24 protein-coding genes are annotated in these 25788 nt (G+C 45.0%); 6 read left to right on the plus strand and 18 right to left on the minus strand.

Annotated features, from left to right (window positions below; all coding sequences use genetic code 11):
* Positions 1–812: 812 nt before the first annotated feature.
* The 3 genes from sdhB to ACFP56_RS18925 are packed head-to-tail and all read right to left on the minus strand — an operon-like array spanning position 813 to position 4032.
* Complete coding sequence (gene sdhB / locus ACFP56_RS18915) at positions 813–1577, minus strand: succinate dehydrogenase iron-sulfur subunit (RefSeq protein WP_379237509.1); 765 nt, start codon at positions 1575–1577, stop codon at positions 813–815.
* A gap of 2 nt (positions 1578–1579) precedes the next feature.
* Positions 1580–3337: a succinate dehydrogenase flavoprotein subunit gene (gene sdhA / locus ACFP56_RS18920; RefSeq protein ID WP_379237511.1), complete on the minus strand. Its 1758-nt coding sequence runs from the start codon at positions 3335–3337 to the stop codon at positions 1580–1582.
* 23 nt (positions 3338–3360) lie between these two features.
* Positions 3361–4032, minus strand: a complete 672-nt coding sequence (locus tag ACFP56_RS18925) for a succinate dehydrogenase cytochrome b558 subunit (protein ID WP_379237513.1) — start codon at positions 4030–4032, stop codon at positions 3361–3363.
* Between the two features lie 224 nt (positions 4033–4256).
* Between ACFP56_RS18925 and ACFP56_RS18930 the strand changes: the two genes are divergently transcribed.
* Together ACFP56_RS18930 and ACFP56_RS18935 are read left to right on the plus strand one after the other, a co-directional pair.
* Positions 4257–5153: a LysR family transcriptional regulator gene (locus tag ACFP56_RS18930; protein ID WP_379237515.1), complete on the plus strand. Its 897-nt coding sequence runs from the start codon at positions 4257–4259 to the stop codon at positions 5151–5153.
* Between the two features lie 154 nt (positions 5154–5307).
* Positions 5308–6987: a CPBP family intramembrane glutamic endopeptidase gene (locus ACFP56_RS18935; RefSeq protein ID WP_379237517.1), complete on the plus strand. Its 1680-nt coding sequence runs from the start codon at positions 5308–5310 to the stop codon at positions 6985–6987.
* Here the strand turns inward: ACFP56_RS18935 and uvrC are convergent.
* Complete coding sequence (uvrC, locus tag ACFP56_RS18940) at positions 6947–8698, minus strand: excinuclease ABC subunit UvrC (protein WP_379237786.1); 1752 nt, start codon at positions 8696–8698, stop codon at positions 6947–6949. The two genes, ACFP56_RS18935 and uvrC, sit on opposite strands and share 41 nt — an antisense overlap.
* Positions 8699–8956: 258 nt before the next feature.
* Between uvrC and ACFP56_RS18945 the strand changes: the two genes are divergently transcribed.
* On the plus strand, positions 8957–9100 hold the full coding sequence (locus tag ACFP56_RS18945) for a YqzM family protein (protein WP_379237519.1): 144 nt from the start codon (positions 8957–8959) through the stop codon (positions 9098–9100).
* A 116-nt stretch (positions 9101–9216) separates the two neighbouring features.
* Here the strand turns inward: ACFP56_RS18945 and ACFP56_RS18950 are convergent, their stop codons facing one another.
* From ACFP56_RS18950 to ACFP56_RS18985, 8 genes are all read right to left on the minus strand, one after another.
* Entirely contained in the window at positions 9217–9423 is a 207-nt protein-coding gene (locus ACFP56_RS18950) for a YezD family protein (RefSeq protein ID WP_379237521.1), read from the minus strand.
* An 18-nt stretch (positions 9424–9441) separates the two neighbouring features.
* Positions 9442–10332, minus strand: coding sequence for a sulfate ABC transporter permease subunit CysW (cysW, locus tag ACFP56_RS18955; protein WP_379237523.1), 891 nt, complete (start codon positions 10330–10332; stop codon positions 9442–9444).
* 12 nt (positions 10333–10344) lie between these two features.
* Entirely contained in the window at positions 10345–11172 is an 828-nt protein-coding gene (gene cysT / locus ACFP56_RS18960; RefSeq protein ID WP_379237525.1) for a sulfate ABC transporter permease subunit CysT, read from the minus strand.
* Between the two features lie 34 nt (positions 11173–11206).
* Complete coding sequence (locus ACFP56_RS18965; protein WP_379237527.1) at positions 11207–12313, minus strand: sulfate ABC transporter substrate-binding protein; 1107 nt, start codon at positions 12311–12313, stop codon at positions 11207–11209.
* A 309-nt stretch (positions 12314–12622) separates the two neighbouring features.
* Positions 12623–13126, minus strand: a complete 504-nt coding sequence (locus tag ACFP56_RS18970) for a hypothetical protein (RefSeq protein ID WP_379237529.1) — start codon at positions 13124–13126, stop codon at positions 12623–12625.
* Between the two features lie 203 nt (positions 13127–13329).
* Positions 13330–14286 (minus strand): primosomal protein DnaI, encoded by a 957-nt coding sequence (gene dnaI, locus ACFP56_RS18975; protein ID WP_379237531.1) that lies wholly within the window; start codon positions 14284–14286, stop codon positions 13330–13332.
* Between the two features lie 24 nt (positions 14287–14310).
* Positions 14311–15879 (minus strand): DnaD domain protein, encoded by a 1569-nt coding sequence (locus ACFP56_RS18980; RefSeq protein WP_379237533.1) that lies wholly within the window; start codon positions 15877–15879, stop codon positions 14311–14313.
* A gap of 185 nt (positions 15880–16064) precedes the next feature.
* Complete coding sequence (locus tag ACFP56_RS18985) at positions 16065–16355, minus strand: YuiB family protein (RefSeq protein WP_379237535.1); 291 nt, start codon at positions 16353–16355, stop codon at positions 16065–16067.
* Between the two features lie 174 nt (positions 16356–16529).
* On the opposite strand from ACFP56_RS18985, the gene hemQ reads away from it, so the two are divergent.
* Entirely contained in the window at positions 16530–17276 is a 747-nt protein-coding gene (gene hemQ, locus ACFP56_RS18990; RefSeq protein ID WP_379237537.1) for a hydrogen peroxide-dependent heme synthase, read from the plus strand.
* Between the two features lie 175 nt (positions 17277–17451).
* Here hemQ and ACFP56_RS18995 read toward each other — a convergent pair whose 3' ends face one another.
* Positions 17452–17736, minus strand: coding sequence for a hypothetical protein (locus tag ACFP56_RS18995; protein ID WP_379237539.1), 285 nt, complete (start codon positions 17734–17736; stop codon positions 17452–17454).
* Positions 17736–18929: an NAD(P)/FAD-dependent oxidoreductase gene (locus ACFP56_RS19000; protein ID WP_379237541.1), complete on the minus strand. Its 1194-nt coding sequence runs from the start codon at positions 18927–18929 to the stop codon at positions 17736–17738. Before ACFP56_RS19000 ends, ACFP56_RS18995 begins: the two co-directional genes overlap by 1 nt.
* A 423-nt stretch (positions 18930–19352) precedes the next feature.
* Between ACFP56_RS19000 and ACFP56_RS19005 the strand changes: the two genes are divergently transcribed.
* On the plus strand, positions 19353–20354 hold the full coding sequence (locus ACFP56_RS19005) for an NAD(P)/FAD-dependent oxidoreductase (protein ID WP_379237543.1): 1002 nt from the start codon (positions 19353–19355) through the stop codon (positions 20352–20354).
* A gap of 98 nt (positions 20355–20452) precedes the next feature.
* On the opposite strand, the gene ACFP56_RS19010 is transcribed toward ACFP56_RS19005, so the two are convergent.
* The 4 genes from ACFP56_RS19010 to ACFP56_RS19025 all read right to left on the minus strand — a co-directional run bounded on the left by ACFP56_RS19010 (position 20453) and on the right by ACFP56_RS19025 (position 24746).
* On the minus strand, positions 20453–21052 hold the full coding sequence (locus tag ACFP56_RS19010) for a hypothetical protein (RefSeq protein WP_379237545.1): 600 nt from the start codon (positions 21050–21052) through the stop codon (positions 20453–20455).
* Between the two features lie 297 nt (positions 21053–21349).
* Positions 21350–21514, minus strand: coding sequence for a sporulation histidine kinase inhibitor Sda (gene sda / locus ACFP56_RS19015; RefSeq protein ID WP_379237547.1), 165 nt, complete (start codon positions 21512–21514; stop codon positions 21350–21352).
* A gap of 262 nt (positions 21515–21776) precedes the next feature.
* Positions 21777–22448 carry a YheC/YheD family protein gene (locus tag ACFP56_RS19020; RefSeq protein ID WP_379237549.1) on the minus strand — a complete coding sequence of 224 codons (672 nt, stop codon included), beginning with the start codon at positions 22446–22448 and terminating at the stop codon, positions 21777–21779.
* 180 nt (positions 22449–22628) lie between these two features.
* Positions 22629–24746, minus strand: a complete 2118-nt coding sequence (locus tag ACFP56_RS19025; RefSeq protein WP_379237551.1) for a DNA topoisomerase III — start codon at positions 24744–24746, stop codon at positions 22629–22631.
* Positions 24747–24953: 207 nt separating this feature from the next.
* On the opposite strand from ACFP56_RS19025, the gene ACFP56_RS19030 reads away from it, so the two are divergent.
* The gene (locus ACFP56_RS19030; protein ID WP_379237553.1) at positions 24954–25661 is read left to right on the plus strand and encodes a metallophosphoesterase; all 708 of its coding nucleotides are present in this window, start codon (positions 24954–24956) and stop codon (positions 25659–25661) included.
* Positions 25662–25788 lie beyond the last annotated feature (127 nt).

Genomic DNA, 25788 nt, shown 5'->3' on the forward strand with positions numbered 1-25788 from the left:
TTCTTTCAGTCACTTTTTAAAGTCGGATGCTCTTATTTGATTGATAATGGAAGCATCCGACCTTAAAGGTGACACACTTCGTTTTCCAGAATCTCTCTGCTCCTTCGCTGTTGCAGTTTTCAGCTGAGCTTTGAAGCATCAATTTGCCACGCGCTGTAGTTTTGTTAGCTGCTCTTCATGGTTTACACGGCTCCATGCGCCGTAGCTTGCTTTTGCTGATCTGCGATGTCCCTTGGCTCCTGCTTTGTAGCCTGCTTGAGTTAATCAGCGCTTCGGAGCAGAGCGTTCTTTCAGTCACTTTTTAAAGTCGGATGCTCTTATTTGATTGATAATGGAAGCATCCGACCTTAAAGGTGACACACTTCGTTTTCCAGAATCTCTCTGCTCCTTCGCTGTTGCAGTTCCTTTTGCTGCGCTTCGGTGTTTATCTGAGCCTGCGCTGTAGGCTTTTCCTTAGTTGCTCTGTGTCCTTAATAGGATTGACTGCATCGTAGCTCTACTAACTAACCCAAGTATTAGTTGTATTAGAATACAATGAAATCTCTACCTGTTTTACATTGACAATTGTGATCTCATCAGGTAAACTAAATTCAATAAGTGATAATGATTATCATTGAGAATATACAATTTATCTGTTTCACTGTTAGAGCATAGTTTACTCCTTACATTTTTACTACTGAGACTAATGAGCACCAGCCAGAATATATGCAAAAAAGCGCCAAAGCAGGGTCTACTTACTAGACGCTACCTTGACGCACTTATAGTTGAGTTCAACCTGAATCTAACAGGCTAATCTCATTATCATTATAGAACTACATGCCAAGCCATTTTTTGAATAACAGCTTCGTTGTATCACGGTTCATTGCCGCGATGGAGGTAGTCAATGGAATACCCTTCGGACATGAGCGTACACAGTTTTGCGAGTTACCGCAGCCTTCGATTCCGCCGTCTTCCATCAATGCTTCCAGACGCTCATCCATATTCATTTCGCCTGTTGGATGCGCATTGAACAAGCGAACCTGAGAAATCGCTGCTGGACCGATGAAGCTATTGCGATCGTTGACATTCGGGCATGCTTCCAGACATACACCACATGTCATGCACTTGGAAAGCTCGTAAGCCCATTGACGTTTTGTCTCAGCCATACGAGGTCCTGGACCAAGATCATACGTGCCGTCAATCGGAATCCATGCTTTAACTTTTTTAAGCGCTGAAAACATACGCTCGCGGTTAATGACAAGGTCGCGTACAACTGGGAACGTACGCATTGGTTCAAGTCGAATTGGCTGTTCAAGCTGGTCGATCAAGGCACTGCATGCTTGACGCGGTTTGCCGTTAATGACCATGGAGCAAGCGCCGCAAACTTCTTCCAGACAGTTCGAATCCCATACGACTGGAGTTGTCTTTTTACCTTCCGCCGTAACTGGGTTACGCTGAATTTCCATTAATGCGCTAATGACGTTCATATTCGGGCGATAAGGAATTTCGAATGTTTCCGAATAGGCTTGCGCATCTGGCTTATCTTGACGGGTAATGATAAATGTGACCTTTTTAGTTGCAACTGTACTTTCAGCCATCGTTATTCTCCTTTCTTCTTGTCTGATGTGTAATCGCGCTTACGAGGAGGAATCAAGCTAACGTCCACAGCCTCATACGAGATTTTTGGACCTTCAGCTGTCCAATCCGCAATTGTCGTTTTCAAGAAGTCTTCATCGTTGCGCTCTGGGAATTCAGGCTTGTAATGAGCACCGCGAGATTCATTTCTCATCAATGCGCCTAGCGTCATTGCCTCAGACAGCTCGATCATGTTCCATAGCTGACGAGTAAAGGCAACACCAGCGTTGTTCCATTGCGCTGTATCGTTGATATTAATATTGTTGTAGCGCTCTTTCAGCTCTTTAATTTTATGAATTGTATCTTGCAGCTTGTCATTGAAACGAACAACCGTCATATTGTTGGTCATCCATTCGCCAAGCTCCTTATGAAGCACGTATGCATTTTCTGTACCGTTCATGTTAAGAATGCGCTCGTACTTATCTTGCTGCTTGCGAGTTTCACGATCGTATACAGAAGAAGAAATATCTTCTGAAGACTTATTAAGGCCTTTAATATATTCAACTGCTTTTGGTCCAGCAACCATACCGCCATAAATAGCAGACAGCAAGGAATTCGCACCCAAACGGTTCGCACCATGGTACTGATACTCGCACTCACCAGCTGCAAAAAGACCAGGGATATTCGTCATTTGATTGTAATCTACCCACATGCCGCCCATCGAGTAGTGAACAGCTGGGAAGATTTTCATCGGAATTTTGCGAGGGTCATCCCCCATGAATTTTTCATAGATTTCAATAATACCGCCAAGCTTAACATCAAGCTCTTTCGGATCCTTGTGAGACAGGTCAAGATATACCATGTTCTCACCGTTAATACCAAGCTTTTGGTCTACGCAGACGCTGAAAATTTCGCGTGTGGCAATATCGCGCGGTACAAGGTTTCCGTATGCAGGGTATTTTTCCTCCAGGAAGTACCAAGGCTTACCATCCTTGTACGTCCAGATACGTCCGCCTTCACCACGAGCCGATTCACTCATCAGACGAAGCTTGTCATCACCTGGAATTGCTGTTGGATGGATCTGAATGAATTCACCGTTCGCATACTTAACACCTTGCTGATATACTGCACTTGCCGCAGTACCTGTATTGATAACAGAGTTTGTTGTTTTGCCGAAAATAATTCCAGGGCCGCCAGATGCAAGAATAACTGCATCGCCGCGAACCGTGTGAACTTCCATCGAGCGCAAGTCTTGAGCGGAAATACCACGGCATACGCCATCGTCATCCAAAACCGCACCAAGAAACTCCCAATGCTCGTACTTCGTAACAAGACCAGCTGCTTCCCAGCGACGAACCTGCTCATCAAGCGCATATAGCAGCTGCTGACCTGTTGTTGCTCCAGCAAACGCTGTACGGTGATGCTTCGTACCACCAAAGCGGCGGAAGTCAAGCAAGCCTTCAGATGTACGGCTGAACATAACGCCCATGCGGTCCATCAAATGAATAATGCCAGGAGCTGCTTCACACATTGCCTTAACTGGCGGCTGGTTGGCAAGAAAGTCTCCGCCATAAACCGTATCATCAAAATGCTCCCATGGAGAGTCACCTTCACCTTTTGTGTTAACGGCACCGTTAATCCCGCCTTGGGCACAAACGGAGTGAGAGCGTTTTACAGGAACAAGAGAAAACAAGTCGACATGCGTGCCAGCCTCGGCTGCTTTTACAGTAGCCATCAATCCAGCCAGACCGCCTCCGACCACGATAATTTTATTTTTAGCCATTCGAAATCGCTCCTTGTTCTATACTAAAGAATTGAGCGTACTGCCTGGACAGCAGCTGCTACTTCATTAAACTCACTGCTTCTAAATGCAACAAGGGCTAGAATAAACAACCCTGCCATAATGACGAAAACACCCATACAAATTTTAGAAGAAACGCGCTGCGCTCTTTCACCTACTGTAATGCCCCAGCTAATCAGGAATGCCCACAGGCCATTTGCAAAGTGGAACGATGCAGCCAGCACACCGATAATGTACAATGTGAAAATAAGCGGATTGGTCGCAATCTCGTGCATTTTCATACCAAGTTCTTCATGTGTAATGTGGCCTAAGTAAACTTGAATGCGTGTGTCATACACATGCCAGAACACGAAAACAAAGGTAATAACCCCTGTAACGCGCTGAGCGGTAAATGCCCAGTTGCGGCCGTACTTGAAGCGTCCCGTATTGGAATTCGATTGATAAGCTACATATAACCCATATATACCATGGAACAATAGCGGGATGTAGATCAGGATGAATTCCAGAATTGGCAACAACGGCAAGCTATTGATTAGTTTTACCCCATTTGCAAACCCTTCAGGTCCTCGCTCAAAAGCTTGGTAATTCGTTAAAGCATGCACGACGAAAAATGCGCCTAGCGGGATAATCCCGACTAATGAGTGCAGCTTGCGAGAGAAATAGCTATTTCCCTTCATCTTTTTGTTTTCTCCTTTCAAACTGTAAGTGCTTACTTATCCAATAAAACCAATCCAAATTGTACTCTATGCACCCCATCTAGTCAACTTGTTCACAGATGCACAAAGCAAATTATGACACATTTCTGCCATAGTTTTATCCTACTCCTTTTTCGCTTATAATGGAATTGCATATTTATTATTAGAACTTATAACTTTAAAGCATAAGGAGAATTGTGAACTCAATGAATGAGGCCTATCCGATATTCAAATGCATCGTTGAACAATCGAGTATGAACAAAGCTGCTCAGCTGTTGAATTTGTCTCAACCCGCACTATCCAGAAAAATCGCAAAGCTTGAGGAGGAGCTCGGTGCCCCCTTGTTTCGTCGTATCGGCAAGCGTCTTGAGCTTACCCGTATCGGTCAGCTAACGTACGACTATGCGATTGAGGCTGAGCGTCTGCATCGACGCTATATGCAAACGGTGGCAGAATTCAAGGAAACCGGACGCAGCTCGTTGACGATAGGCGCGAGCTTGACGACACTGCAATCAACGCTGCCTGATCTTATAGCTCTGCTGCAGGAAACGCATCCAGAGATTGATATTAAGGCTGTCACAGGCAAGACACATGAGGTTGTGAACTATGTAAAGGAGCATAAGGTGGATATTGCGGTCATCGCATCTCGTCTTGACGATCCTCATGTCCAGTGCACCCCGTTGTTTGATGACCATCTCATTTTGGCAATGCCTCGCGCACTCATTACAGATGAGCAGAGACTCATTCAGCTGCAGGATCTCAATGATATTCCGATGATTCTGTTTACGAAGGGCACATGGTATCGTCTGCTTACCGACGAATTATTCGAGCAGTATCAGCTGACGCCGGAAATTCGAATGGAAATCGACTCGTTCGAGGCGATTTTGCGCCTGCTTCATACCTTTCGTGCAGGGGCACTGCTGCCTAAATCATACTTAAGACAGCAGCTGATGGCCGATAATGATCTTGTGACGTATCATATTCCTCAATTAGAAGCAACAAAACGTACAACATCATTAATTCACGCTGATCCGAATATATTAGATGCAGCCGTCCGCAGCTGCATCTATGAAATTGCAACCCATTATCAAAAACGTACGTAATATACAGTAAGCCTTCCTATTATTGGGAAATGGAATTGACAGCCGCAAAAAACATATACTGTAGCTGGATTAGTCTACAGCACTCCCATCGCTGCGTTGTTAACCCTGATCCTGTGCGGTATACTAGGAAGGACATCAATGGAAGAGGTGAAGTATGATTAAACCAATTACTTCGAAGACTTGGCAGATCGCAACGATTGCAGCTCTAATCGCAGCCATCGTTTTCGTGCTCATGCAGTTTTTGCCTTCTCTTGCTTATGAAACAACATCAGAGCGTCCAATAAGCAAAGAGCAGGCAATTGAAACGGCTACTGCATTTGTAAATGAACAAACGGGTTTATTCGTCGAAAAGGCTGAAGCTTATCATGACTCTGATAAGGATTATACGGGCTATGTTGCAAAATACGAGCTGACTGAGCTACATAAAGAAACATTCGAAAAATATGCTCCTGTTGACCAGTATCGGGTTAATATCAGAACGGTGGGTAATGAGCTTACTGCAGGCAGTGTATATCTGGACCTATATACAGGTGAAATAGTTGGGTGGAATTTTACATTTGCTCAACAAGCAGAAGTATCAGAGGAGATTGCGCATCTAGCTATACAGGCACATCTTGAACAGCGAGCGTTTCCTCTTAATGAAAAAACACATATCGATACTTATGAGCAGTTGGAGCAAATTGACTTGTTTGGCAGCGAGAATCGACGCTCAATCGGTTACTACGTTTCTAACGACGAGCTGGTAATCAAGGATGCTGTAATGCAAATCGACGCCAGCGTCATCGACTACAATGGCAAAATCATTGTAAATCGCATGGTAACTGAGTTCATGCTGCCAGCGGATTACACCGATATGATAAAAAAGCAAGACTTCTATGCCAACCTATGGACATTCGGAGTATACACCGTCATATCGTTTGTATTAGGCATTCTGGCTATTATTTATGCCATTCTTTATCGCAGACATACCTCCTTTAAGTACGGTTCATGGATGACCGTTATTGCAACCGTTATAGCCGTTATTGTTAATCTTGGCTTGATTAGATCACAGCTTGGACTTGAAGGACAGATGCTTTCTGACTCCGGGTTCTTCCTGATCTTTACGATCGTTATAACGGCCATTACGATTTTACTCGGTGCTGTTGCGTATTACTTCTCCTTTGTTGCTGGAGATGGACTATGGCGTGCTCAAGGCTTCCAGCTATGGCCGCGTTTTAAAGAAGCTCACTACGGAAAGCATGTATGGGATTCAATGAAAATCGGATACTTGATGGCGATTATCGCACTAGGCGTTCAAAGTGTTATCTTCCTGCTGCTTACTCAGCTGCTTGGTACGTGGTCTGCCAACGATACATCGCAATCGCTGCTTAATTTTGAGTATTCTTGGCTATTCCCGCTCATTGCGTGGTTTGCTGCGATTTCGGAGGAAGTTGTATTCCGCTTGTTCGGGGTGGGAATCTTCCGCCGCTGGTTCAAAAACACTTGGCTCGCTGCATTCATTCCAACACTAGCTTGGGCGGCAGGACATACGCTGTACCCGTTGTACCCAGCTTCAACACGAATCATTGAGCTAATTATTATCGGTTACATGTTTACTTGGGTAATGATGCGCTTTGGCTTTATCGCTGCGATGTTTATGCATGCCGTATTCAATACGATACTAATAAGCATTTCGATGTACGTAAGCGGCACAACAACAGATATGGTATCCGCTTCTTTCTTCCTTGTACTGCCAGTCATCATTGCGTTTGTCATTCGCTGGCTGCATGAAAAAAGAAAGGATACACAAGAGCCTAATGCTCCTGCGTATCCTCCTGTAACGCCGCAAGAATAGTACTTGCCAGCTTATCACCAATCGAGAGAGGCTTAAAGTCTTCGACTTTAGCCTCTTTTATTTTTTTCAATGAACCAAAATGCTTGAGCAGCTGATTACGACGCTTCTCGCCAACACCAGGTATGCTGTCCAGCTTCGATTCAACCATCGACTTGGCACGCTGCTGACGATGGAACGTAATCGCAAAGCGATGCACCTCATCTTGAATGCGCTGCAGCAAATAAAATTCCTGGCTGTCGCGCTTTAACGGAACAATCCCCGGCGGATCGCCGCCCATCAGCTCTGCCGTGCGATGCTTCTCATCCTTTACAAGCCCGCAAACAGGGATGAATAGATTCAGCTCATCCTGCAAAATTTCCATTGCCGCAGAAATTTGCCCTTTGCCGCCGTCCACGATAATTAAATCTGGTAGCTGGCTTCCTTCCTTCAGTACGCGTTCATAACGCCTGCGTATGACCTCTCGCATAGTTCCATAATCATCCGGCCCCTCAATGCCTTTCACCTTAAACTTGCGATATTCCTTGCGATCAGGCTTGCCATCGGTAAATACAACCATTGCCGATACGGGGTTGCTTCCCTGGATATTCGAGTTATCAAAGGCTTCAATCCGGTGCAGATGTTCAATGCCAAGCGCATCTCCCAAGTTTTGTGCCGCAATAACGCTGCGCTCCTGGTTGCGTTCAATGAGCTTAAATTTCTCATCAAGTACATTTTGTGCGTTTTGCATCGCCATTGCAACAATTTCGCTTTTTTGACCGCGCTGTGGAATGACGATTTTCACTTTCAGCCATTCATGCAGCGATGATGTAATCTCCTCCGTTGTCATGCTGCTGCCTTCCTTCGGGATTGGCAGCAAAATTTGACGAGGCAGTGCTGGATTGTCACTATAGTATTGCGTAACAAAGCTAATAAAATCATCATATTCCTCGCCGTAATACGGGAAGGCTGTACCGTGGCGTTCAATCAGCTTACCTTTTCGCATATAAAGAATTTGCACGCTCATCCAGCCCTTGTCGACTGCATAACCAAATACATCACGGTCAAGTGCATCATTAAGCGTAATTTTTTGCTTTTGCATAATAGTATCAATTGCAACGATCTGATCACGATATTCCGTTGCTTTCTCGAACTCCAGCTTTTCAGCTGCTTCCTCCATTTTGCGCTGCAGCTCCTGCCTTACAGAGTCCTCACCGCCATTTAGAAAGCGCGTGATCTCCTGAATCATCTGCTCGTATTGCTCCTGCTCAACAGGAAACTCGCATGGCGCGACGCATTGGCCAATATGATAGTACAAGCACACTTTATCTGGCAGCTTGCCGCATTTGCGCAGCGGATAGAGCCGATCCAACAGCTTTTTCGTCTGCTGTGCCGCATAAGCATTTGGATAAGGCCCAAAATATTTGCCCTTGTCCTTCATAACACGCCTTGTAATCTCAAGCTTCGGATGCTTTTCATTCGTAATTTTTATATATGGAAAGGTTTTGTCATCCTTTAACAATACGTTATATCTTGGATTGTGGAGCTTAATCAGATTACATTCAAGAATAAGTGCTTCCATATTGCTGTCGGTAATAATAAATTCAAAATCAACAATCTCACTGACAAGCTTTTGCGTTTTTGCGTTATGACTGCCAGTAAAGTAGGAACGAACACGATTTTTAAGAACTTTGGCTTTGCCGACATAGATGATGGCACCTTCTTTATTTTTCATCAGGTAGCAGCCTGGTCGGTCAGGAAGAAGAGCTAGCTTGTTGCGGATATGCTCTTTAACAGCAGCGTCTTGATCTTTATGTTGAAATGCAGACAAATTACTTCCCCCTTGTCATCAATTGCATGAATAATGCCTTTATTATTGTAGCATATTTTACTTCAATCAGGCTTTTTATCTGGAATTGACAACGACCTTTACAATACAGTGAATGATTGGGTATACTAGGAAAAGCAATTGGTCTGCAAGGAGGACTGCAAGATGGAAAATGTGCGCGATCCACGTCAACATATCAACGAAGAACCACGTGACGATCTAAAAGACGTTATTGTTGGCTTCGCTGTTATGCTTGGCTTTATGACCGTTGTGTTCGCTGCTGCTGTCATTGTTAAGGCAATGATTTAATTGCAGCTGCATCAACATGAAAGCCCGCATCATCTCATGATGATGCGGGCTTTTTCATATTGCTTCCAGATAAACAATCCAGATAAGCTGTGAATGAACATACTCAACCTATCGATCTAGCCTGAAGCCAGTTTCGATTGCTTAACCGGCTTGCCAGCAGCAGCGACATCCTTAGTGGAGGTTAATGGGTAGCGGGTGCGCTCTGTACGGTCAATTTGTACAATTTGACCATCGTGCACCGTAACAATTACTTGACCGTATTGCAGGCCGTCAAGCTGCTCGGCGATTCGCTGCTGCCAGATTGCGTCTGTCTCTTTTGTCATCATCAATTCCTCCTCATTCTACGTTTCGTACAGCTCCTCGCGCTTTAAGCTAAGCTGCTCCTTCCACTCTACAATCGCCTTAACAATAAGCGTAACAATGGCAAGCAGCATAAGCAGTGAAGCAATCGCAAAGGCTGCTGAAAACTGATACTCGTTGTACAAGATCTCAACATGAAGCGGCAATGTATTCGTACGTCCACGAATATGCCCTGATACAACTGACACCGCTCCGAATTCTCCCATCGCCCTTGCGTTACACAAAATAATTCCATACAGCAGGCCCCACTTAATATTCGGCAGCGTCACATGCCAGAACACCTGGAACCCTTTGGCCCCCAAACTGACTGCGGCTTCCTCTTCTGTAATGCCTTGCTGCTGCATGAGCGGAATAATTTCCCTTGCCACAAATGGTACAGTAATAAACAAGGTCGCAATGATAATGCCTGGAACTGCAAATATAATTTTAATATCGTTGTCGGAAAGCCACGGTCCCAAGTAGCCCTGCGCGCCAAACATCAGAACAAAAACTAAACCAGCGATAACTGGTGATACAGCAAATGGCAAATCAATCAACGTCATAAGCACCTGCTTGCCACGAAACTTGAACTTGGATATCGCCCATGCAACGAGCACGCCAAACACCGTGTTAAGCGGTACAACGATAAGTGCGGTAATAAGCGTCAGCCTGAGTGCTGCAAGCGCATCCTCATGCACGATGGCGGCAAAGTATACGCTGACTCCTTTTTTCATAGCTTCCACCATGACAACGACCAACGGCATCATGATCATAAGTGCAATAAATAACATTGAAACGGCAATCAACACCCAGCGCACCAGAGGGGCTTCGTTAATATGCTTCTCTCGGGTTTCAACGCGTGAGGAGCTATGATAGCGAACGACTCCAGCCATACAATCCCTCCTCTACGAATTCGCCGTCATGCGGCGGTTCATTCTCCACTGCAGCAAATTAATGAGCAGCAGCAGCAGGAACGAGACAATCAGCATAACTGCAGCGATCGCTGTAGCACCCGCATAATCGTACTGCTCAAGTTTAGTCATAATGAGCAGCGGCGATATTTCAGTAACTAGCGGCATATTGCCGCTTATAAATACAACAGAGCCATATTCACCGATGCCACGTGCAAATGCTAACGTAAAGCCTGTCAGCAGCGCTGGATATAGCGTAGGCAAAATCACCTGGAAAAAGGTTCGCAAGCGGTATGCGCCAAGCATGACCGCTGCTTCCTCCATTTCCTTCTCCATATCCTCAATGACAGGCTGGACCGTTCGTACGACAAATGGAATGCCGATAAACGTTAAGGCAATGACGATTCCAAGTGGAGAATAGGCTACCTTAATACCGAGCGGCTCGAGAAAGGAGCCAATCCAGCCATTTTTCGCATACAGTGCAGTCAATGCAATGCCCGCTACTGCAGTTGGGAGCGCAAACGGAATATCAACAAGCGCATCAATCAGCTTCTTCCCGGGGAACTGATATCGTACAAGCACCCATGCAACAATAAGTCCGAATACTGTATTGATCAAAGCTGCACCTAGCGCCGTCATAAAGCTGACACGGTAAGATGCGAGAACACGCGGATTAGTAACGGTCTGCCAAAATTCCACTGCACTTAATTCAAATGATTTGATAAAAACAACGGAAAGCGGAATAAAAACAAGGATGCTAAGATAAAACATGGACAGCCCCAAGCTAAGTCTGAAGCCTGGTATAATGGATCTTTTGGACATGGCGGTTTAGCTCCTTTTCACACGTAAGCTTTACTTAGCTACCAGGCGTGTAAATTTGATCAAAGATCCCATCATCTGCAAAATGCTTTTCCTGCGCTTCCTTCCATCCCCCGAAGTCGTTATCAATAGTGAGCAGTTCAATTTCCGGGAACTGCTCTTTGTACTGCTCCGCGATTACCGGGTTAGTAGGTCGATAATAGTGCTTGCCGGCAATGGTTTGACCTTCATCGGTATACAAATATTGCAGATAAGCCTCTGCTACTTCTCTTGTGCCGCGCTTGTCAACGACTTTATCTACTATCGCAACAGGAGGCTCTGCCAAAATACTTAGTGAAGGATATACGATGTCAAATTTGTCCGGGCCTAGCTCATTGATGGACAAATATGCCTCATTCTCCCATGCAAGCAGCACATCACCAATTCCGCGCTCTACGAACGTAGTCGTTGATCCGCGCGCTCCAGTATCCAGAACGGGAACATGCTTGAATAGCTCCGCTATATACTGCTTAGCTGCCTCTTCATCGTTGTTGTTTTGCTTAAGGGCATATCCCCATGCAGCAAGATAGTTCCAGCGAGCACCACCAGATGTTTTGGGATTAGGTGTAATGACTTCAACGCCATCCTTGATCAGATCATCCCAGTCTAAGATGCTCTTTGGATTGCCCTTGCGCACAAGGAAAACAATTGTTGACGTGTATGGTGAGCTGTTAAGCTCATATTGCGATTGCCAATCCTCTTCAATAAAACCTGCATCAACAATTGCATCAATATCATAGCCCAATGCCAGTGTTACAACGTCAGCTTCCAAGCCATCAATTACAGCACGGCCTTGCTTGCCTGAGCCACCATGCGACTGCTCAATTGTGACCTCTTGATTTTCAGTTTCCTTCCAATACTTTGCAAATGCATCATTAAACTCGACGTAGAGCTCGCGTGTTGGATCATAGGATACGTTGAGCAGCTTAACAGGGTCCTTGGCTTTTTCAGTATTGCTGTTGCCCTGACTTTCACTGCTATTGCTTCCTGTATTAGCTGTGTTGCCACCGGTATTCGATTCTCCTCCACCGCATGCCGCCAACACGCTTATCATAGTGATCGAAGTTAATAAAACAAAAATGCGACGAAAAGACCAATTTTTCATAGAACATATCCCCCTCAATAATTGGGATAGGCAATGTTCATTCCGGTGGTCCGGTCACTAATTATTCCTATCGTTTTAGTTGGTTATGTCTGTGATATTATCAATGCTTCCCATCTTTTGTCAACCTATTTTTTTATGTAAGTTATAAGTTTTCGTTATATTTGTAATTTACAGTAATACAACCTGCAATAAAAATACGGCACAGAGCTTAAGCTCCATGCCGCCATTATTACATTTCTGTTCAAATTGAACTTTTCCAAAAACTACCTTACTATTAATTTTAGCTGTACACTGCCTTTAACCTGAGCTTTAAACGGGCTTTTTTCTGCTAATCATAAGCGTGATACCGACAAGCACAAGCAGGATCGCAAAGATCGGCTGACCAAACAGCTTTTCATTCAGTAGACTCCCCAGTGAAAAGATTGCAAAAAACAGCACGGACAGTACCGTAAGAATGCAAATCGGGATCAAAAGCCATTTGTTGCGACCACCAAACCAGTAGAACTCAAACAATCCTGCTGCTGGTGCAAGGATAAACCCTGGCCACATGCTATCCCAATTATCCATCAGCATCGCAACCTGACACACGACTCCAGTAACTAGCAGCACACCGCCTGGAATAAGCAGGCCTTCCCCCTTACCTCCAAGCATGGAGAAATACATCCAGTGGAAAAACAAGCCCAATGGGATGACGAACAAGGAGGGCCAAAAATGAGCGAATACATAGCCCGTACTGAATTCACCAACCGGATTCAATAAAAAATACGCACCTAAAAGCAGTAATACGGGACCTATAATAGCCTTTCTTACCATACATTACTTCCTTTCGATTCCATAGTTTGCTGTCACTATCTCTTTTATGTACTGATAACAAGAGTGTACCACAGCACGAAAAGAGCAGCACCCTGCTCGAGGAATAGAAAGTGCCTAGACTAAAGTCCAGAATTTTAATAAAAAGGAATCCATCATTTATCATTGCAATTAATTGCAGCTACCGATAACGAGCAATGATCTCGCTAAAACTGACCTCGTTTGTTTTTGCCAGCTACGACAAGCTCATCCACATACGGTGCAACCCGATTCATTAATCGTCTGCCTTTATGATGCTCCTCGCCGTCCTTGTTGGTAAAGCTGAAATGGCTCTCCAGATCAACCAAGCGATAATTTGATGTATAGAACGTTGGCTTGCGATCCATTCGATAGTTTAAGATTGCGCCTAGCACGTGATCACGCACCCAGGGATTGAGATTTTCAGCACCGATATCATCGAAAACAAGCAGATCCGTCTCCTTCATCAAGTCGACCGTTTCCTTCAGCTTGGCTGGCTCATGCATCAGCACCTTCAAATCCTCAACAAAATCAGGCATATAGACAATAACGCCCGAATAGCCCGACTTCGCCAGCTCCTGAAGCGCAAAACACATCAAATACGTTTTGCCTACTCCAAAATCACCTGCCAAATACAAGCCTTTGGTAGACAAGCCTTCCGCTTTCGTTCGGTCAATATATTTCAATAGCTCACCAACTGTTTTCGCCCGCTCCAGATCATTGCCAATAATCTCATCGGCAGAATATTGACGCTTCAGCACTTTATCATCGATAAAGAAGCTTCGAATACGGCTGCGCAGCTGACTTTCATGCTGCTTGGCACGCAGCTTTTTGCACGATACCTTTTTGTCAATCAGCTGCGCCTGACCGTTCAGCTCTTCCACGTGCAGCAGCGTATAATGTCCCGCAAAATCATTCGGACATTGCTCAAGTCCAGGACAGCTGCTGCAGCTGCGATACTCGGTTACATATTGGTGCAGCTTGTTCAAGCTAACCTTTATCATCTCATCAGTGAGGGCTGGATGCTTTTCACGCAATGCGATAACAAGGGGATCTTCCAGCAGCTCAGCCTGCTTCTGCTCAGCCATTCGCAAAAATTGAGCACCGCTTGGCCATGCCTTCAGTATATCTCCTAACGATTCCATCCCATATCACCTCTTTTTTTCACTTTACGATTGCTGATCAAATTTTCTGGCAAGCTGTCGCAGCTCCTCCAGCTCCTCAGCTGAAATTTGAGCAGCAGCGACCTGCTCATTATTAATAATCGGTATGACAGGCTTTTGTCGATAGCCGCCACGCTGACGATTATTGTTATTGCTGCGAGGCGCGTAGCCTCGATTTTTGCCGCCTTGTGTCGCCCCAGCAGTTGATGTGCTTGCATCATCACGTCGACGCTCTATGGCATGCTCAAGCTGCTCCTGAGCCCGCACATATTGTACAGCCTTTTCGTAGCTGTCAATGCCCTTCATCAGCATATTGGTCGCGATCGCATCCAAATAAGCCTTTGTAACACGTCCCGTTTCATTCATTCCTATTCCGTAATGGATAAGTACATTAATAACAGGAGGAGCCAGCTTGTACTGCAAATCGATTCGTTCAAAAACATTCAGAATCCAATCTGGCACTTGTCCTGGAAAATATCGCTTAAGAAACTGGATATGCGGCTCATTACGCATCAACGCGTTGTATTGCTGAATATCACAGTAGCCGGCCAGCAGCTTAGGCACTGGCAAGTAATACTGCTCATCGACATCAAACTCAGGCTCGTCAAGTTCAACTTGCTGCTGCTCCTCAGCATCAGTATGGTGCGCCTTTTCCGAGCGTGCCAGCACGCGAGCACGATCTTCCTCATGCTTTTTATCCTGGCGAAACAGCTGTACGGCGATGCGCTGCAGCTCATCTACATCTAGCTCTCCGCTTACGTCAAATACGCCATCCTCATCAAGCAGTCTGGATACCTGGGTAAGCGACAAGCTATATTTATAGGCTACATAGTTGATCTGAGCAAGCTGCTCCGCTTTCGTCCGCAGCTGCTCTACGTAATAGCGGTTGCCCGATTGACGCGGAAAACGCATAATGATTTCACTGTACGTATAGCCTGCGGAAGCAGTAGGCAGGACGGGAGCGGGCTTCGCTCTTGCAGGCGCTACCTCCTGCAGTGCTTGCTCAAGCTCATCATCAACAATTGACGCATTCAGCTTGAATATCTCGTAAAACGGAACCGACAGGTTTTCTTTTTCACTCGATATTTCACTTATCTCTTCTGGCAGCGGCGCATGCAGCTGCTCGCGGATGTCGATAACGGCGTACTTGCCCAGCTTGTCTCTAAGCAGCATTGTAAAATGTATATTTTGAAAAAATTCATTCGGCGGCAGCGGACTGGCGAGCTCATATTCATACATATAATCTCCGTCCTCTTGATGAATGTAGCGAGCGCTTTGCAGAAGACCGATCGCTTCCAAACGCGACAGCTGTTCCAGCAAATAGCTTCGGCTCTGCTCATTCAAGGCCAGGCCCAGAGCAAGCAACAGCCTTCGATGCGGCTCAATCGGAGAATACCCTGTCTTGCCTTCGGGCACCATCATACAGAGCTGTTCATACAGCGATATGGCAAATGCGCCCACAAGCGGCTTGTAAATGAATGCCAGCATGCGGTAATCTACCGTACTTAATGAAAAATCACGGATACAATAAAACCGATGATGCTCTGTATATTCGAATAAATGTTGAATCCGCATTGCATCTACTCCATCCTTTGACAATCTTCCTTTTATTTTAACATAAATCTACTTAAGTTCGTATGATTGAAATACTGGCAGGTTAACGTAAAAAAAGAACCTCATAAGCTGAAGTTCTTTTCTGCGCATATAAGATGAGAAGCTTATTGTACATCAGCAATCTATCAAGTTGCAATGATGGATTGCTAGAACATTTTGTAACCGCCTCTGCGCAAAGCACGAATTGCATATCCGCTAATGATAGCACCTGCGATTGCTCCGATTACGGGAATAAAGTCAATAAACGTATAATTGGTTATGACATCAACTAGCTTCTCTTCATCGCCGCTCCAAGGAGCCCAAAACGCTAAAACGACAATTAATACGATAAAGAAGTATGTCGGGAACCAAGTTGTTTTTATAAGCATATTTACGATAAAGCCGATACCGAAGGTAATGACCATAAACAGCATCGTCGCAAAAATAATTTGTAGCACGTCCTGCAGCCTCCCTATCTACAATTTCCACATATGTAAACTAGCTTTTTTCAGTGTAATGAATCCCTAAGTTAAAGTCAATCTCCAACCATTTTGTCACAATCCCGACATTTGCTACGTACTTTTCATTAGGCTACAATGTAGACATGTAATAACCGAAAGGAGTTTATAAGAATGAGTGAAGCTGCACAAACACTGGAAGGCTGGTATGCCTTGCATGATTTTCGCATGATTGATTGGACGGCTTGGAGGCTTGCTGATGAGGCTGAACGCCAGAAGGCAACGGATGAGCTTCAACAATTTTTGAAGGAATGGGGAGCAATTAGCGAGGCGCGCACGGGCAGCACTGTCGTATTTTCAATCGTTGGACAGAAGGCTGACTTGATGTTCATGCACCTGCGCGAGACGCTCGAGGAGCTTAATGAGCTTGAGGTAGCGTTCAATAAAACAAGCTTTGCTTCTTATACATATAGTGTATACAGCTATGTCAGCGTCGTAGAGCTAAGCAATTACTTGGCAGGCAGCGGCGGAGATCCAATGCAAAACCCTGAGGTTGTCGCAAGATTGAAGCCTACTCTGCCAAATGCGAAGCATGTTTGCTTCTATCCGATGAACAAACGCCGCAGCGGCAATGACAACTGGTACATGCTTAGCATGGACGAGCGCAAGGCAATGATGCGCAGCCACGGCATGATCGGTCGTACTTACGCAGGAAAAGTGAAACAAATCATTACAGGTTCAGTTGGCTTTGACAACTGGGAGTGGGGCGTAACGCTGTTCGCAGATGATGCGCTGCAATTCAAGAAGCTTGTCTATGAGATGCGCTTTGATGAAGTAAGCGCGCGTTACGGCGAGTTTGGCGATTTCTATGTCGGCAACCAGCTTGATGAGCAAAAATGGACGAAGCTGCTGAGCGTGTAGCAACCCTAGCTAGTCAGCTAAGCTTATAAAAAGCTTAGCTTGCTAAAACATTTTGCTTCAGATACGAATACGTTTGCTTTGGCGTAGGCTCATATGCAGCTGCAAAGCAATAAAAAGGGGATAGGCACTCGCTTAGTAGAGCGTATGCCTATCCCCTTTCCATAACCGTATTCGATTAGTCTTCGTCCTCTTCTGCTGCCAATGCCGCAAGCTGAGCTTCCATCTCTGCTCTGCGCTTTTGCTCCAAGTACTCCGCTGTTGCTGCATCACGCGCACGACTTTTCTCTTTTAGACGCTCAATGGCTGGCATAATGAGCAGGTCGATCTCCTTTTGGACAATCGCTGACAGATCGTGCCGCATTTGTGACTCCAGATAAGAGCCGACCTCCATCATAGCATTGTATCGATCAAGCTCGTCGCGTGTTAACAACCCTCTAACCTGTACGCTGCAATGTCTCATTATAAAAATTTACCCTTTTTCAACACGAGTGGGATTCCACCGATAATAAACAAATAACGTATATCGATAAGCTTTTTCAGCCAAGCAGCTTTGCGACCTGTGTATTTTTTGCCGAAGGCAAGACCAATCGCTTCACCCTTGCCAAGCGACGCTACCGTTCCCTTGTTGCTGAACTCGAATTTGTTCAAGCTTTGATTTCGAATAGATGCAACGAGATTGTGCGCGCACGTTACACCCTGCTGCATGGCGATTTGCGCGGTTGGCGGATATGGACGACCTTCTTCGTTAAACACCAAGGAGTTGTCCCCAAGCACGTAAATATTTTCGGATTCCTGGCAGCGCAAGTATTCATCTACCTTCACTCTGCCTCTCATCGTTTCGAAGCCAGCTTCCTCAATAAGACGATTTCCACGAATGCCGCCAGTCCAGATAACTGTTGCAGATTTGATTTCTTCGCCCTCTCCGATTACGACGCCTTCAGACGTGCACTCCTTAATCGGAGTACCAAGACGGAAGGTTACACCCTTGTTCGTCAATATGTTCATTGCATATTCGACTAGCTCCGGATCAAAGCCCGGCAGCGCGGTAGGCGCAGCTTCTATATTGTAAATTTTCACAAGAGCCGGATCAACATCGTAGAACTTGCACAGCTCAGGAATGCGATCAGACAGCTCTCCAACAAATTCGATGCCTGTAAAGCCTGCTCCACCGACAATAAACGTTAAATAATCAAGACGATGTGGCTCACGCTTATAGCGAGCGAATTGATATTCAATATGCTCACGAATAAGTCGAACTGAATTGATGCTGCGAATGTTCATAGAATTGTCAGCCAATCCAGGAATGCCAAACGTTTCTGGCTCTCCTCCCAGACTAATGACAAGATAGTCATAGGAAAGCGTTCCGTCCTCAAGAATAATTTTTTTATCTTGTGGACGAATTTGCACAACTGTCGATTTTACAAAGTCAATTTTAAATTCATCGATCAGCTTAGAAATGTTAACACGCGCATTTTCCGGCTTATCTGTACCAGCTGCCGGCATATGCAAATGCGTTGTAAAGTAATGATAATCATGCTTGTTGACTAAAGTGACATCCGCTTCGTTGTAATTAAGCTCTTTTTGTAATCGAAGTGCGGTTAAAATTCCTCCATAGCCTGCACCGAGAATTACAATTTTCGGTATGTTGCTCATCGTAGAATCCCATCCATTCATTTATCTATTCTGTGTATTTGGACCCCATCATACGGTATAAAGTTTCTCTCTATTTCTATATTAATGTAATAACACCCATCGGGATATTTTGCGTTCCTTATATAAAAAAATAACACAAGCACCAACGTTGTGTTATTGATGTTTATATCGGAACTAAGCATAACTCCAGTGTATGAAAAACGTTTTTGGAACACACGCTATCAGGAGACTTTTTGCAGCTTTTCATTTATACATCAGAAATGATACAGATAATCAGGAACATTTTCAAGGTTATTTTGTACGAAAATATTTAGCATCCTGCACAATTTATTGAACGTGAATTTGAAAAACACACATTCCTTTCTGCCAAATTATTGTCTATAATAAATAAGGTATATATAAATAGAATGTTGGAGGTAAATCATGACGAATACCGTAAACTCTTCAGAAGCGGTAGATATACTTATTATCGGCGGCGGTCCAGCTGGTATGTTTGCTGCCTTTTACGGCGGAATGCGCCACGCTTCTGTTAAAATTATTGAAAGCATGCCTCAGCTTGGTGGTCAGCTAGCTGCACTATATCCAGAAAAATATATTTATGATATTGCCGGCTTCCCTAAGGTTACTGCTCAAGAAGTAGTAGACCGTTTGAAAGAACAAATGTCTTTATTCGAGCAAGAGATTTGCTTGGAGGAAAAAGTCATTAATGTGAAGAAGCTCGATGAGCGCTTGTTTGAGGTAACAACCGATAAAAACACTCACCTTGCCAAATCCATTATCATTACAGCAGGCGTTGGTGCATTCTCGCCAAGACGTCTGGAGCTTCCTGAAGCTGACAAATTCGAAAAAGCCAATCTTCACTACTTCGTTGGCGATCTAAACCGCTTCAAAGATCAGCGGGTATTGCTAAGCGGCGGCGGCGACTCTGCTGTTGACTGGGCGCTTATGCTTGAGCCGATTGCGAAAAGCGTAACCCTTGTCCATCGCCGTGACAAATTCAGAGCACATGAGCATAGCGTAGAGCAGCTAATGAACTCATCCGTTAATATTATTACACCAACTGAAATTACAGCGTTGCACGGGGAAGATGCCATTACAAGTGTAACACTATCCCATGTTAAAACTAAAGAAGAGCAGGTTATTGATGTCGATGCGGTAATCGTTAATTTTGGTTTCGTATCGTCGCTTGGTCCGATTGCAGAATGGGGAATTGAGATCCAGGGCGGTTCCATCGTTGTCGATACGCGCATGGAAACCAACATTCCAGGTATTTTCGCTGCAGGCGACATTACAACATATCCTGGTAAATTAAAGCTGATTGCAGTAGGTTTCGGTGAAGCGCCAACTGCGATCAATAATGCAAAAGTATATGTTGATCCAACCGCTAAGCTTTCTCCAGGCCACAGCAGCAACATGAAGCTCTAATTGGGAAAACGGATCGTAAGGATTAAAACATCCGAGCTAAGCAGCTCGGATGTTTTTTCTTCATGCTCACCTTATAGGTTTGCCATCTGATCATTAGCCTAAGACACCTTGATCACAATCACCTCTTCGTGATATTGAACAGGCTGCTCCCCATGCAGTTGAAAATCAAGCTTCGCTTTATCCTGTTCACGCTGCTCTTCCGATACATCCCCAAATGTCACTTTATCCGTTTCGACATCCGTCACAAGCCAGCGATTTTCGCTCAATTGCATCTCATATCTTTTCGTCATATACGTAAACTCCTCACCCTTCAATCGGAATAAAGAGGATGTATACAAGTAAAGCTTATTTTTATCATCTGTCTCATAAGGAAGCGAAATTCGGATACTTGTTTCAAGCTTATCCATTCCCAGACCCTCCATAATTTCCATCATCCGCTTTTGATGCTCATGCCACTCAGGCTGAGTCATCAGCTTCATATCCGATCTTGTATAACTCTGTTCATCGTAACCAAACACAATCTGGTCCTTTAGCTTCTCTATATAGGAATCAGCGACAAGTTCACTTACCACCTTTTCATACTCCTCATAGCTTTTCTTCATATATAGTAGATCAAACTCATTCTCTTCCAGCTTCTTTATCGCTTGATGAAGCTGCTCGTTTCGCTGCTTTTCTCCTGTAAAAGTGCAAGCCGTCAACCCAATCATCCCAATCAGCAAACAGCAAATCATTAGCTTTTTGATAGTCGAACCCCCTTTTGCTTGCAAAGACGTATCATTGTTTTAGACGTTCAATTTTTACAAAAGGTTACAGTTCCGCCCTGCAAGCTTTTGTTAGCAGGACGGACAACTCACTCGAATTATTGACTTATAAAAAAAGAAGAAGGCTATTCTGCAATCGCGCAGAATAGCCCCACATGAGATTTTATCTATATCGACATTCTAACCTTACCAATACCAGTAATTAAAGTTGCTGCCAATAGGGTACGTTTTGTGTTATGCTGTATATTGGTGCTCCGTCAATTTGGATTTAGGCAAGACAGTAGCGAGCCCTCGTCGTTGTAGCTCTATAACGATCAGCTGAATAAAATCACTATCAATATTTTTAGTTACTGCTTCTACATATAGCTCTTTCATTTGCTCATCATTTAGCGTTCGCACTACAACCACCTCCTAATTATTGGATTACTCCAATACTAGCATCTAATTGATTATCCGACAAGAGTTGCCATTATCAACAAAGCTTTGTGGATATTCTGTGTAAACACTGTGTATATTCGTCATTTTTCCACGAATTTCTAACGGTATAATGTGGATACAGTTATCCACAGCCTGTTAATCCAGCAGTCCTATAAAAATAATTAATAGAAACTATTTTTCTATTAATATAGACTATCACCCTATAAGACTATTTTCCTATTTGCTAATGGGGATTTGTATTGACTTCAAATAACCATATTTTGCCATTTTTATCAATACCATAGTCGTAGCCTAGATGCGTAAGTCCCGGGTATTTTCTTGTCAATATGGCAGTACAACGCTCTGTCAAACGTCTCATCTCCGCTTTCTTGCTTTGAACGGCAGTACTCCCAAGCGTAGCAGCGATAGCCGCTGCTCCCTTCATCAGCTTTCCTCCCTGGGTCAAGTTCGTAACTGCGAGTCCACGCTTCGCCTTGCGTCCAACGATTGCACGATAGCGCCATCTCCCGTACTCGTATACATATTTCACACGATAGTCAACCGGGCAACCATCAATCGTAAGCAGATCAATGCCCTTTTGAATCATATGTGAACGATTTCTCATTTTCTTTTTCAACTGTTGAAACATCGCATCAAAGCTTTGATACTGGTATACGCTGCTGCGGATCTGAAAGGCATATCCATTTGCCTGCTTTTTAACCTGAATGACACCAAATCCGCCTGTACCTACAATGGGCTTAACAAATACCTTATGATGTGTACCCAGCATTTGCTTTAGATTTTCGTAGCCAAAGCTTTTACTGGGAGGAATATGAGAAGAAATTTCAGGATGAGATAGCAATGCAGCTTGCTTAACGGTCTTGCTTGCGATTTTGCGACCTGTATGCGAAGACATATAAGCCACTCCTTTCATTTCTATCATTCTTGTTTTTACACTATTAGTCTATGCTTTTCTCAGCTATAATTCTTGTGCGATCGTCTACTAGTTTTTGAGATTAATAGAAAAACAAAAAACCAGGCTTGTTCTCCGAGCTAACGGATTACAAGTCTGGTCTATAATGTGTTGCAGGTGCAGCTAATCTTTCTGTTCCAACGCCGCCTTCAGCTTATCAGCAAGACTGTTTCCAATTCCGCTTTCGTCCTTGCTGTATTGCTTAAGCAGCTTCGCCGTTTCCCTGCGGTTCACCTTTGCATTTCCTTTGTCCTCCAGCTTTTCAATGACATTGCATGGTCGACATTGCGCGTATTTGCCAGCTTTCCCTTCGTGCAGCTCCATTTTTTTATGACATTGCGGGCAGCGCTTATTAATTTTGATCGGTTCAGCCATTCGTTTATAATTGCATTCTCGACTAGCGCATACGTAACGTTTACCTTGCTTGCCCTTAACTTCAAGCAGCGGTTCTCCGCATTCCGGACAGCGGGAGTTCGTCATATTATGAGGCTTATACTCTTTGTTCTCGCGCTTCACCTGCGCGACCCATTGTTCTGCCTGTTGCCTAATATTCGCCATAAATTGCTTGGCGTCTCCGCGGCCACGAGCAATATCCTCCAGCTGCTGCTCCCACTTAGCGGTCAACTGAGGACTTTTCAGTTCTTCTACGACCAGCTCAATCAACTGCTTGCCCTTCAAGGTTGGATGCAGCGAATTGCCACGACGTTCAATCGTCTCGGTGGACAGCAGCTTCTCAATAATATCAGCGCGCGTAGCAGGTGTTCCCAGTCCGTGCTTTTCCATCACTGACAGCAGCGAAGCCTCGGTGTAGCGCGGCGGAGGTGTTGTCATGCCTGATTTCAACTGAATGCCCTTGACTGGCACACTATCGCCTTTTGCAAGCGTTGGAAGCAGTGCGATTTCTTCCTCCTGCTCATCAGCATCACGAGAGATCGTATATACCTCACGCCAGCCTTTTTCCTTCTCCACTCTGCCCTTTGCATAAAAGTGCTGTCCATCAGCAGCAAATTCGACACTCGTTTCATCGTAGCGATACGGTCCGCAAAGCAGCGCCATAAAGCGACGCACGATGAGATCATACAAGCGGCGCTCGTCACTTGTTAACGCATTCAGCTGGACGTGCTCCTCCGTCGGTATAATCGCATGGTGGTCACTCACTTTACTGTCATCAACAATGCGCTTCGTTATAACAAGCGGCTTGCGCAGAATCGCCTTTGCGTGCTCGCGGTAAGGTCCAGTCGCGATGCGTTCCAGTCTTAGCTTCAGCGTAGAAGCCATGTCACTTGTCAGATAGCGCGAATCCGTTCGCGGATACGTAACGAGCTTATGCTGCTCGTACAGCTTTTGCAGCACGTTGGATGTCATTTTCGCTGAAAAACCAAGCTTTTTATTCGCATCACGCTGCAGCTCCGTCAAATCATACGCAAGCGGATGCAGCTCCTGCTTCTCAGTTACTTTAAGCGAGCTGACTGTCATCGATTTAACAGTGTTCAGGCGGGCATGCAGCTGCTCTGCCTGCTCCTTGCCCCATATCCGACCATCATGTGACGGCTGCTGCTTCCACATCGCTGAGAAGCCGGCAAACTGTGCCGCAAGCTGCCAATAAGGCTTACCTTGGAACTGATTAATTTCCTGCTCCCGCTCCATCATAATAGCCAGCGTTGGCGTCTGAACCCGGCCAGCAGCAAGCTGAGCATTATATTTGCACGTAAGTGCGCGTGTCATATTTAGACCGATCAGCCAGTCCGCTTCCGCGCGACAAACTGCTGAACGATAGAGGTTATTGTAATCCTTGCCTGGCTTAAGCTTGCTGAAGCCTTCCCGAATCGCCTGATCGGTTTGAGAAGAAATCCATAGACGATAGAACGGTTTCTTCCAATGAATCAGCTCCATGATCCAGCGGGCAACCAGCTCACCTTCTCGTCCAGCATCGGTTGCAATAATAAGATCCTTAATATCTGAACGCTTGCTAAGCGCTGCAATTGCCTTAAATTGATGAGAGGTTTCCCGCATAACTCGAATGTTCATGCGCTGAGGCAGCAGCGGTAAGTCCTCAAGTTCCCAGGTTTTATATTTTTTGTCGTATGCCTCTGGCTCGGCTAGCTCAACGAGATGACCAAGCGCCCACGTCACGATATATTTCGGACCTTCTATATAGCTTTTGGATTTGTTATTACAGCCGAGCACGCGCGCAATTTCCTTGGCTACGCTTGGCTTTTCCGCTAAAACTAATGATTTCATTCTGATAACTCCAATCTATGACATATGCTTCAACATACCATACGTTGCGCCATTGTGGCAAACGAAGTGGTCGAAGCACAATGGATCAGCCTATAAAAAAGACAGGCTAATATAATGAAAACTAGACATATGCCTGAGTCGTGACATGCTCTATGCGTATATATTAAGTGTAGGACTTCAACTTATTAAAAGAAGGTAGTGAATGCAGTGCAGCATGGATCAGCAAGACGCTCAACACGACGGCTGCTGGCCATATCAGACATTCACGGACATCGACAAGGCTTCCTTTCACTGCTTGAAGCCGCTCAGTACGACGCGAGCAAGGATCAGCTTGTCATTTTGGGGGACTTTATTGAAGCTGGGGAACCGATCACTTGGCGTCTCGTCGATACTGTGCATCAGCTTGTAGACAAGGGAGCCGTCGCATTACCAGGCAATCATGAACTCAAACTGGCAACACTGAGACGCGGAAGCGCAGCTCATCGCCTGCGATATTTACGCTTTATTCGAAAGCTTCCTTCATACTATAAAGCAAACGGATATCTGTTTGTGCACGCAGGAGTCAGACCAGGCTTGCAGCTTAGCCTGCATCCTTTACGTGAATTAACGGAAATTCGCGAGTCGTTCACGCGACATCCGCTATCCTCATTGCGAGCCAAGCTAGATTCTGACGTTGGCGGAACGGCGGGCCATCGTATCGTATTCGGCCATACCCCGACCTTTAAGCTCGGCGCCAATCCCGGATCATTGTATGTGGATGAATGTAGAATCGGCATTGATACTGGAGCTAAGCATGGCTACCGTCTCTCACTGGTGGACTTGACGAATGGCTTATGCTACTCATGCTCAACCAATTCGGAGTATCGTGCAGGGGATGTGTATGTTTATCAAGTTTCCGGCGTTCGCAATCGCTAATGCCGCTTCATGGTTACCCGTTCTGATAGGCCACTTTCATTACATCTCCTCCTCAAATAGTGGCAAGTCCTAACATCCGTATCGCTTCTATATCACTTAGCATAATAGGGCTGTTTATGACCATTAC

The organism is Paenibacillus septentrionalis (assembly GCF_042659865.1).
GTDB classification, from domain to species: domain Bacteria; phylum Bacillota; class Bacilli; order Paenibacillales; family Paenibacillaceae; genus Pristimantibacillus; species Pristimantibacillus septentrionalis.

Excerpts from the sequence above, each read along its gene's own strand:
- cysW (WP_379237523.1), bottom strand. The coding sequence starts at position 10,332 with ATGGCTGGAGTCGTTCGCTATCATAGCTCCTCACGCGTTGAAACCCGA.
- ACFP56_RS18935 (WP_379237517.1), top strand. The coding sequence starts at position 5,308 with ATGATTAAACCAATTACTTCGAAGACTTGGCAGATCGCAACGATTGCA.
- ACFP56_RS18980 (WP_379237533.1), bottom strand. The coding sequence starts at position 15,879 with ATGCGGATTCAACATTTATTCGAATATACAGAGCATCATCGGTTTTAT.
- ACFP56_RS19020 (WP_379237549.1), bottom strand. The coding sequence starts at position 22,448 with ATGTCTTCGCATACAGGTCGCAAAATCGCAAGCAAGACCGTTAAGCAA.
- uvrC (WP_379237786.1), bottom strand. The coding sequence starts at position 8,698 with ATGAAAAATAAAGAAGGTGCCATCATCTATGTCGGCAAAGCCAAAGTT.
- sdhA (WP_379237511.1), bottom strand. The coding sequence starts at position 3,337 with ATGGCTAAAAATAAAATTATCGTGGTCGGAGGCGGTCTGGCTGGATTG.
- ACFP56_RS19025 (WP_379237551.1), bottom strand. The coding sequence starts at position 24,746 with ATGAAATCATTAGTTTTAGCGGAAAAGCCAAGCGTAGCCAAGGAAATT.
- ACFP56_RS18925 (WP_379237513.1), bottom strand. The coding sequence starts at position 4,032 with ATGAAGGGAAATAGCTATTTCTCTCGCAAGCTGCACTCATTAGTCGGG.
- ACFP56_RS18950 (WP_379237521.1), bottom strand. The coding sequence starts at position 9,423 with ATGACAAAAGAGACAGACGCAATCTGGCAGCAGCGAATCGCCGAGCAG.
- ACFP56_RS19005 (WP_379237543.1), top strand. The coding sequence starts at position 19,353 with ATGACGAATACCGTAAACTCTTCAGAAGCGGTAGATATACTTATTATC.
- ACFP56_RS18930 (WP_379237515.1), top strand. The coding sequence starts at position 4,257 with ATGAATGAGGCCTATCCGATATTCAAATGCATCGTTGAACAATCGAGT.
- sdhB (WP_379237509.1), bottom strand. The coding sequence starts at position 1,577 with ATGGCTGAAAGTACAGTTGCAACTAAAAAGGTCACATTTATCATTACC.
- cysT (WP_379237525.1), bottom strand. The coding sequence starts at position 11,172 with ATGTCCAAAAGATCCATTATACCAGGCTTCAGACTTAGCTTGGGGCTG.
- dnaI (WP_379237531.1), bottom strand. The coding sequence starts at position 14,286 with ATGGAATCGTTAGGAGATATACTGAAGGCATGGCCAAGCGGTGCTCAA.
- ACFP56_RS18970 (WP_379237529.1), bottom strand. The coding sequence starts at position 13,126 with ATGGTAAGAAAGGCTATTATAGGTCCCGTATTACTGCTTTTAGGTGCG.
- ACFP56_RS18945 (WP_379237519.1), top strand. The coding sequence starts at position 8,957 with ATGGAAAATGTGCGCGATCCACGTCAACATATCAACGAAGAACCACGT.
- ACFP56_RS18965 (WP_379237527.1), bottom strand. The coding sequence starts at position 12,313 with ATGAAAAATTGGTCTTTTCGTCGCATTTTTGTTTTATTAACTTCGATC.
- hemQ (WP_379237537.1), top strand. The coding sequence starts at position 16,530 with ATGAGTGAAGCTGCACAAACACTGGAAGGCTGGTATGCCTTGCATGAT.
- ACFP56_RS19000 (WP_379237541.1), bottom strand. The coding sequence starts at position 18,929 with ATGAGCAACATACCGAAAATTGTAATTCTCGGTGCAGGCTATGGAGGA.
- ACFP56_RS18995 (WP_379237539.1), bottom strand. The coding sequence starts at position 17,736 with ATGAGACATTGCAGCGTACAGGTTAGAGGGTTGTTAACACGCGACGAG.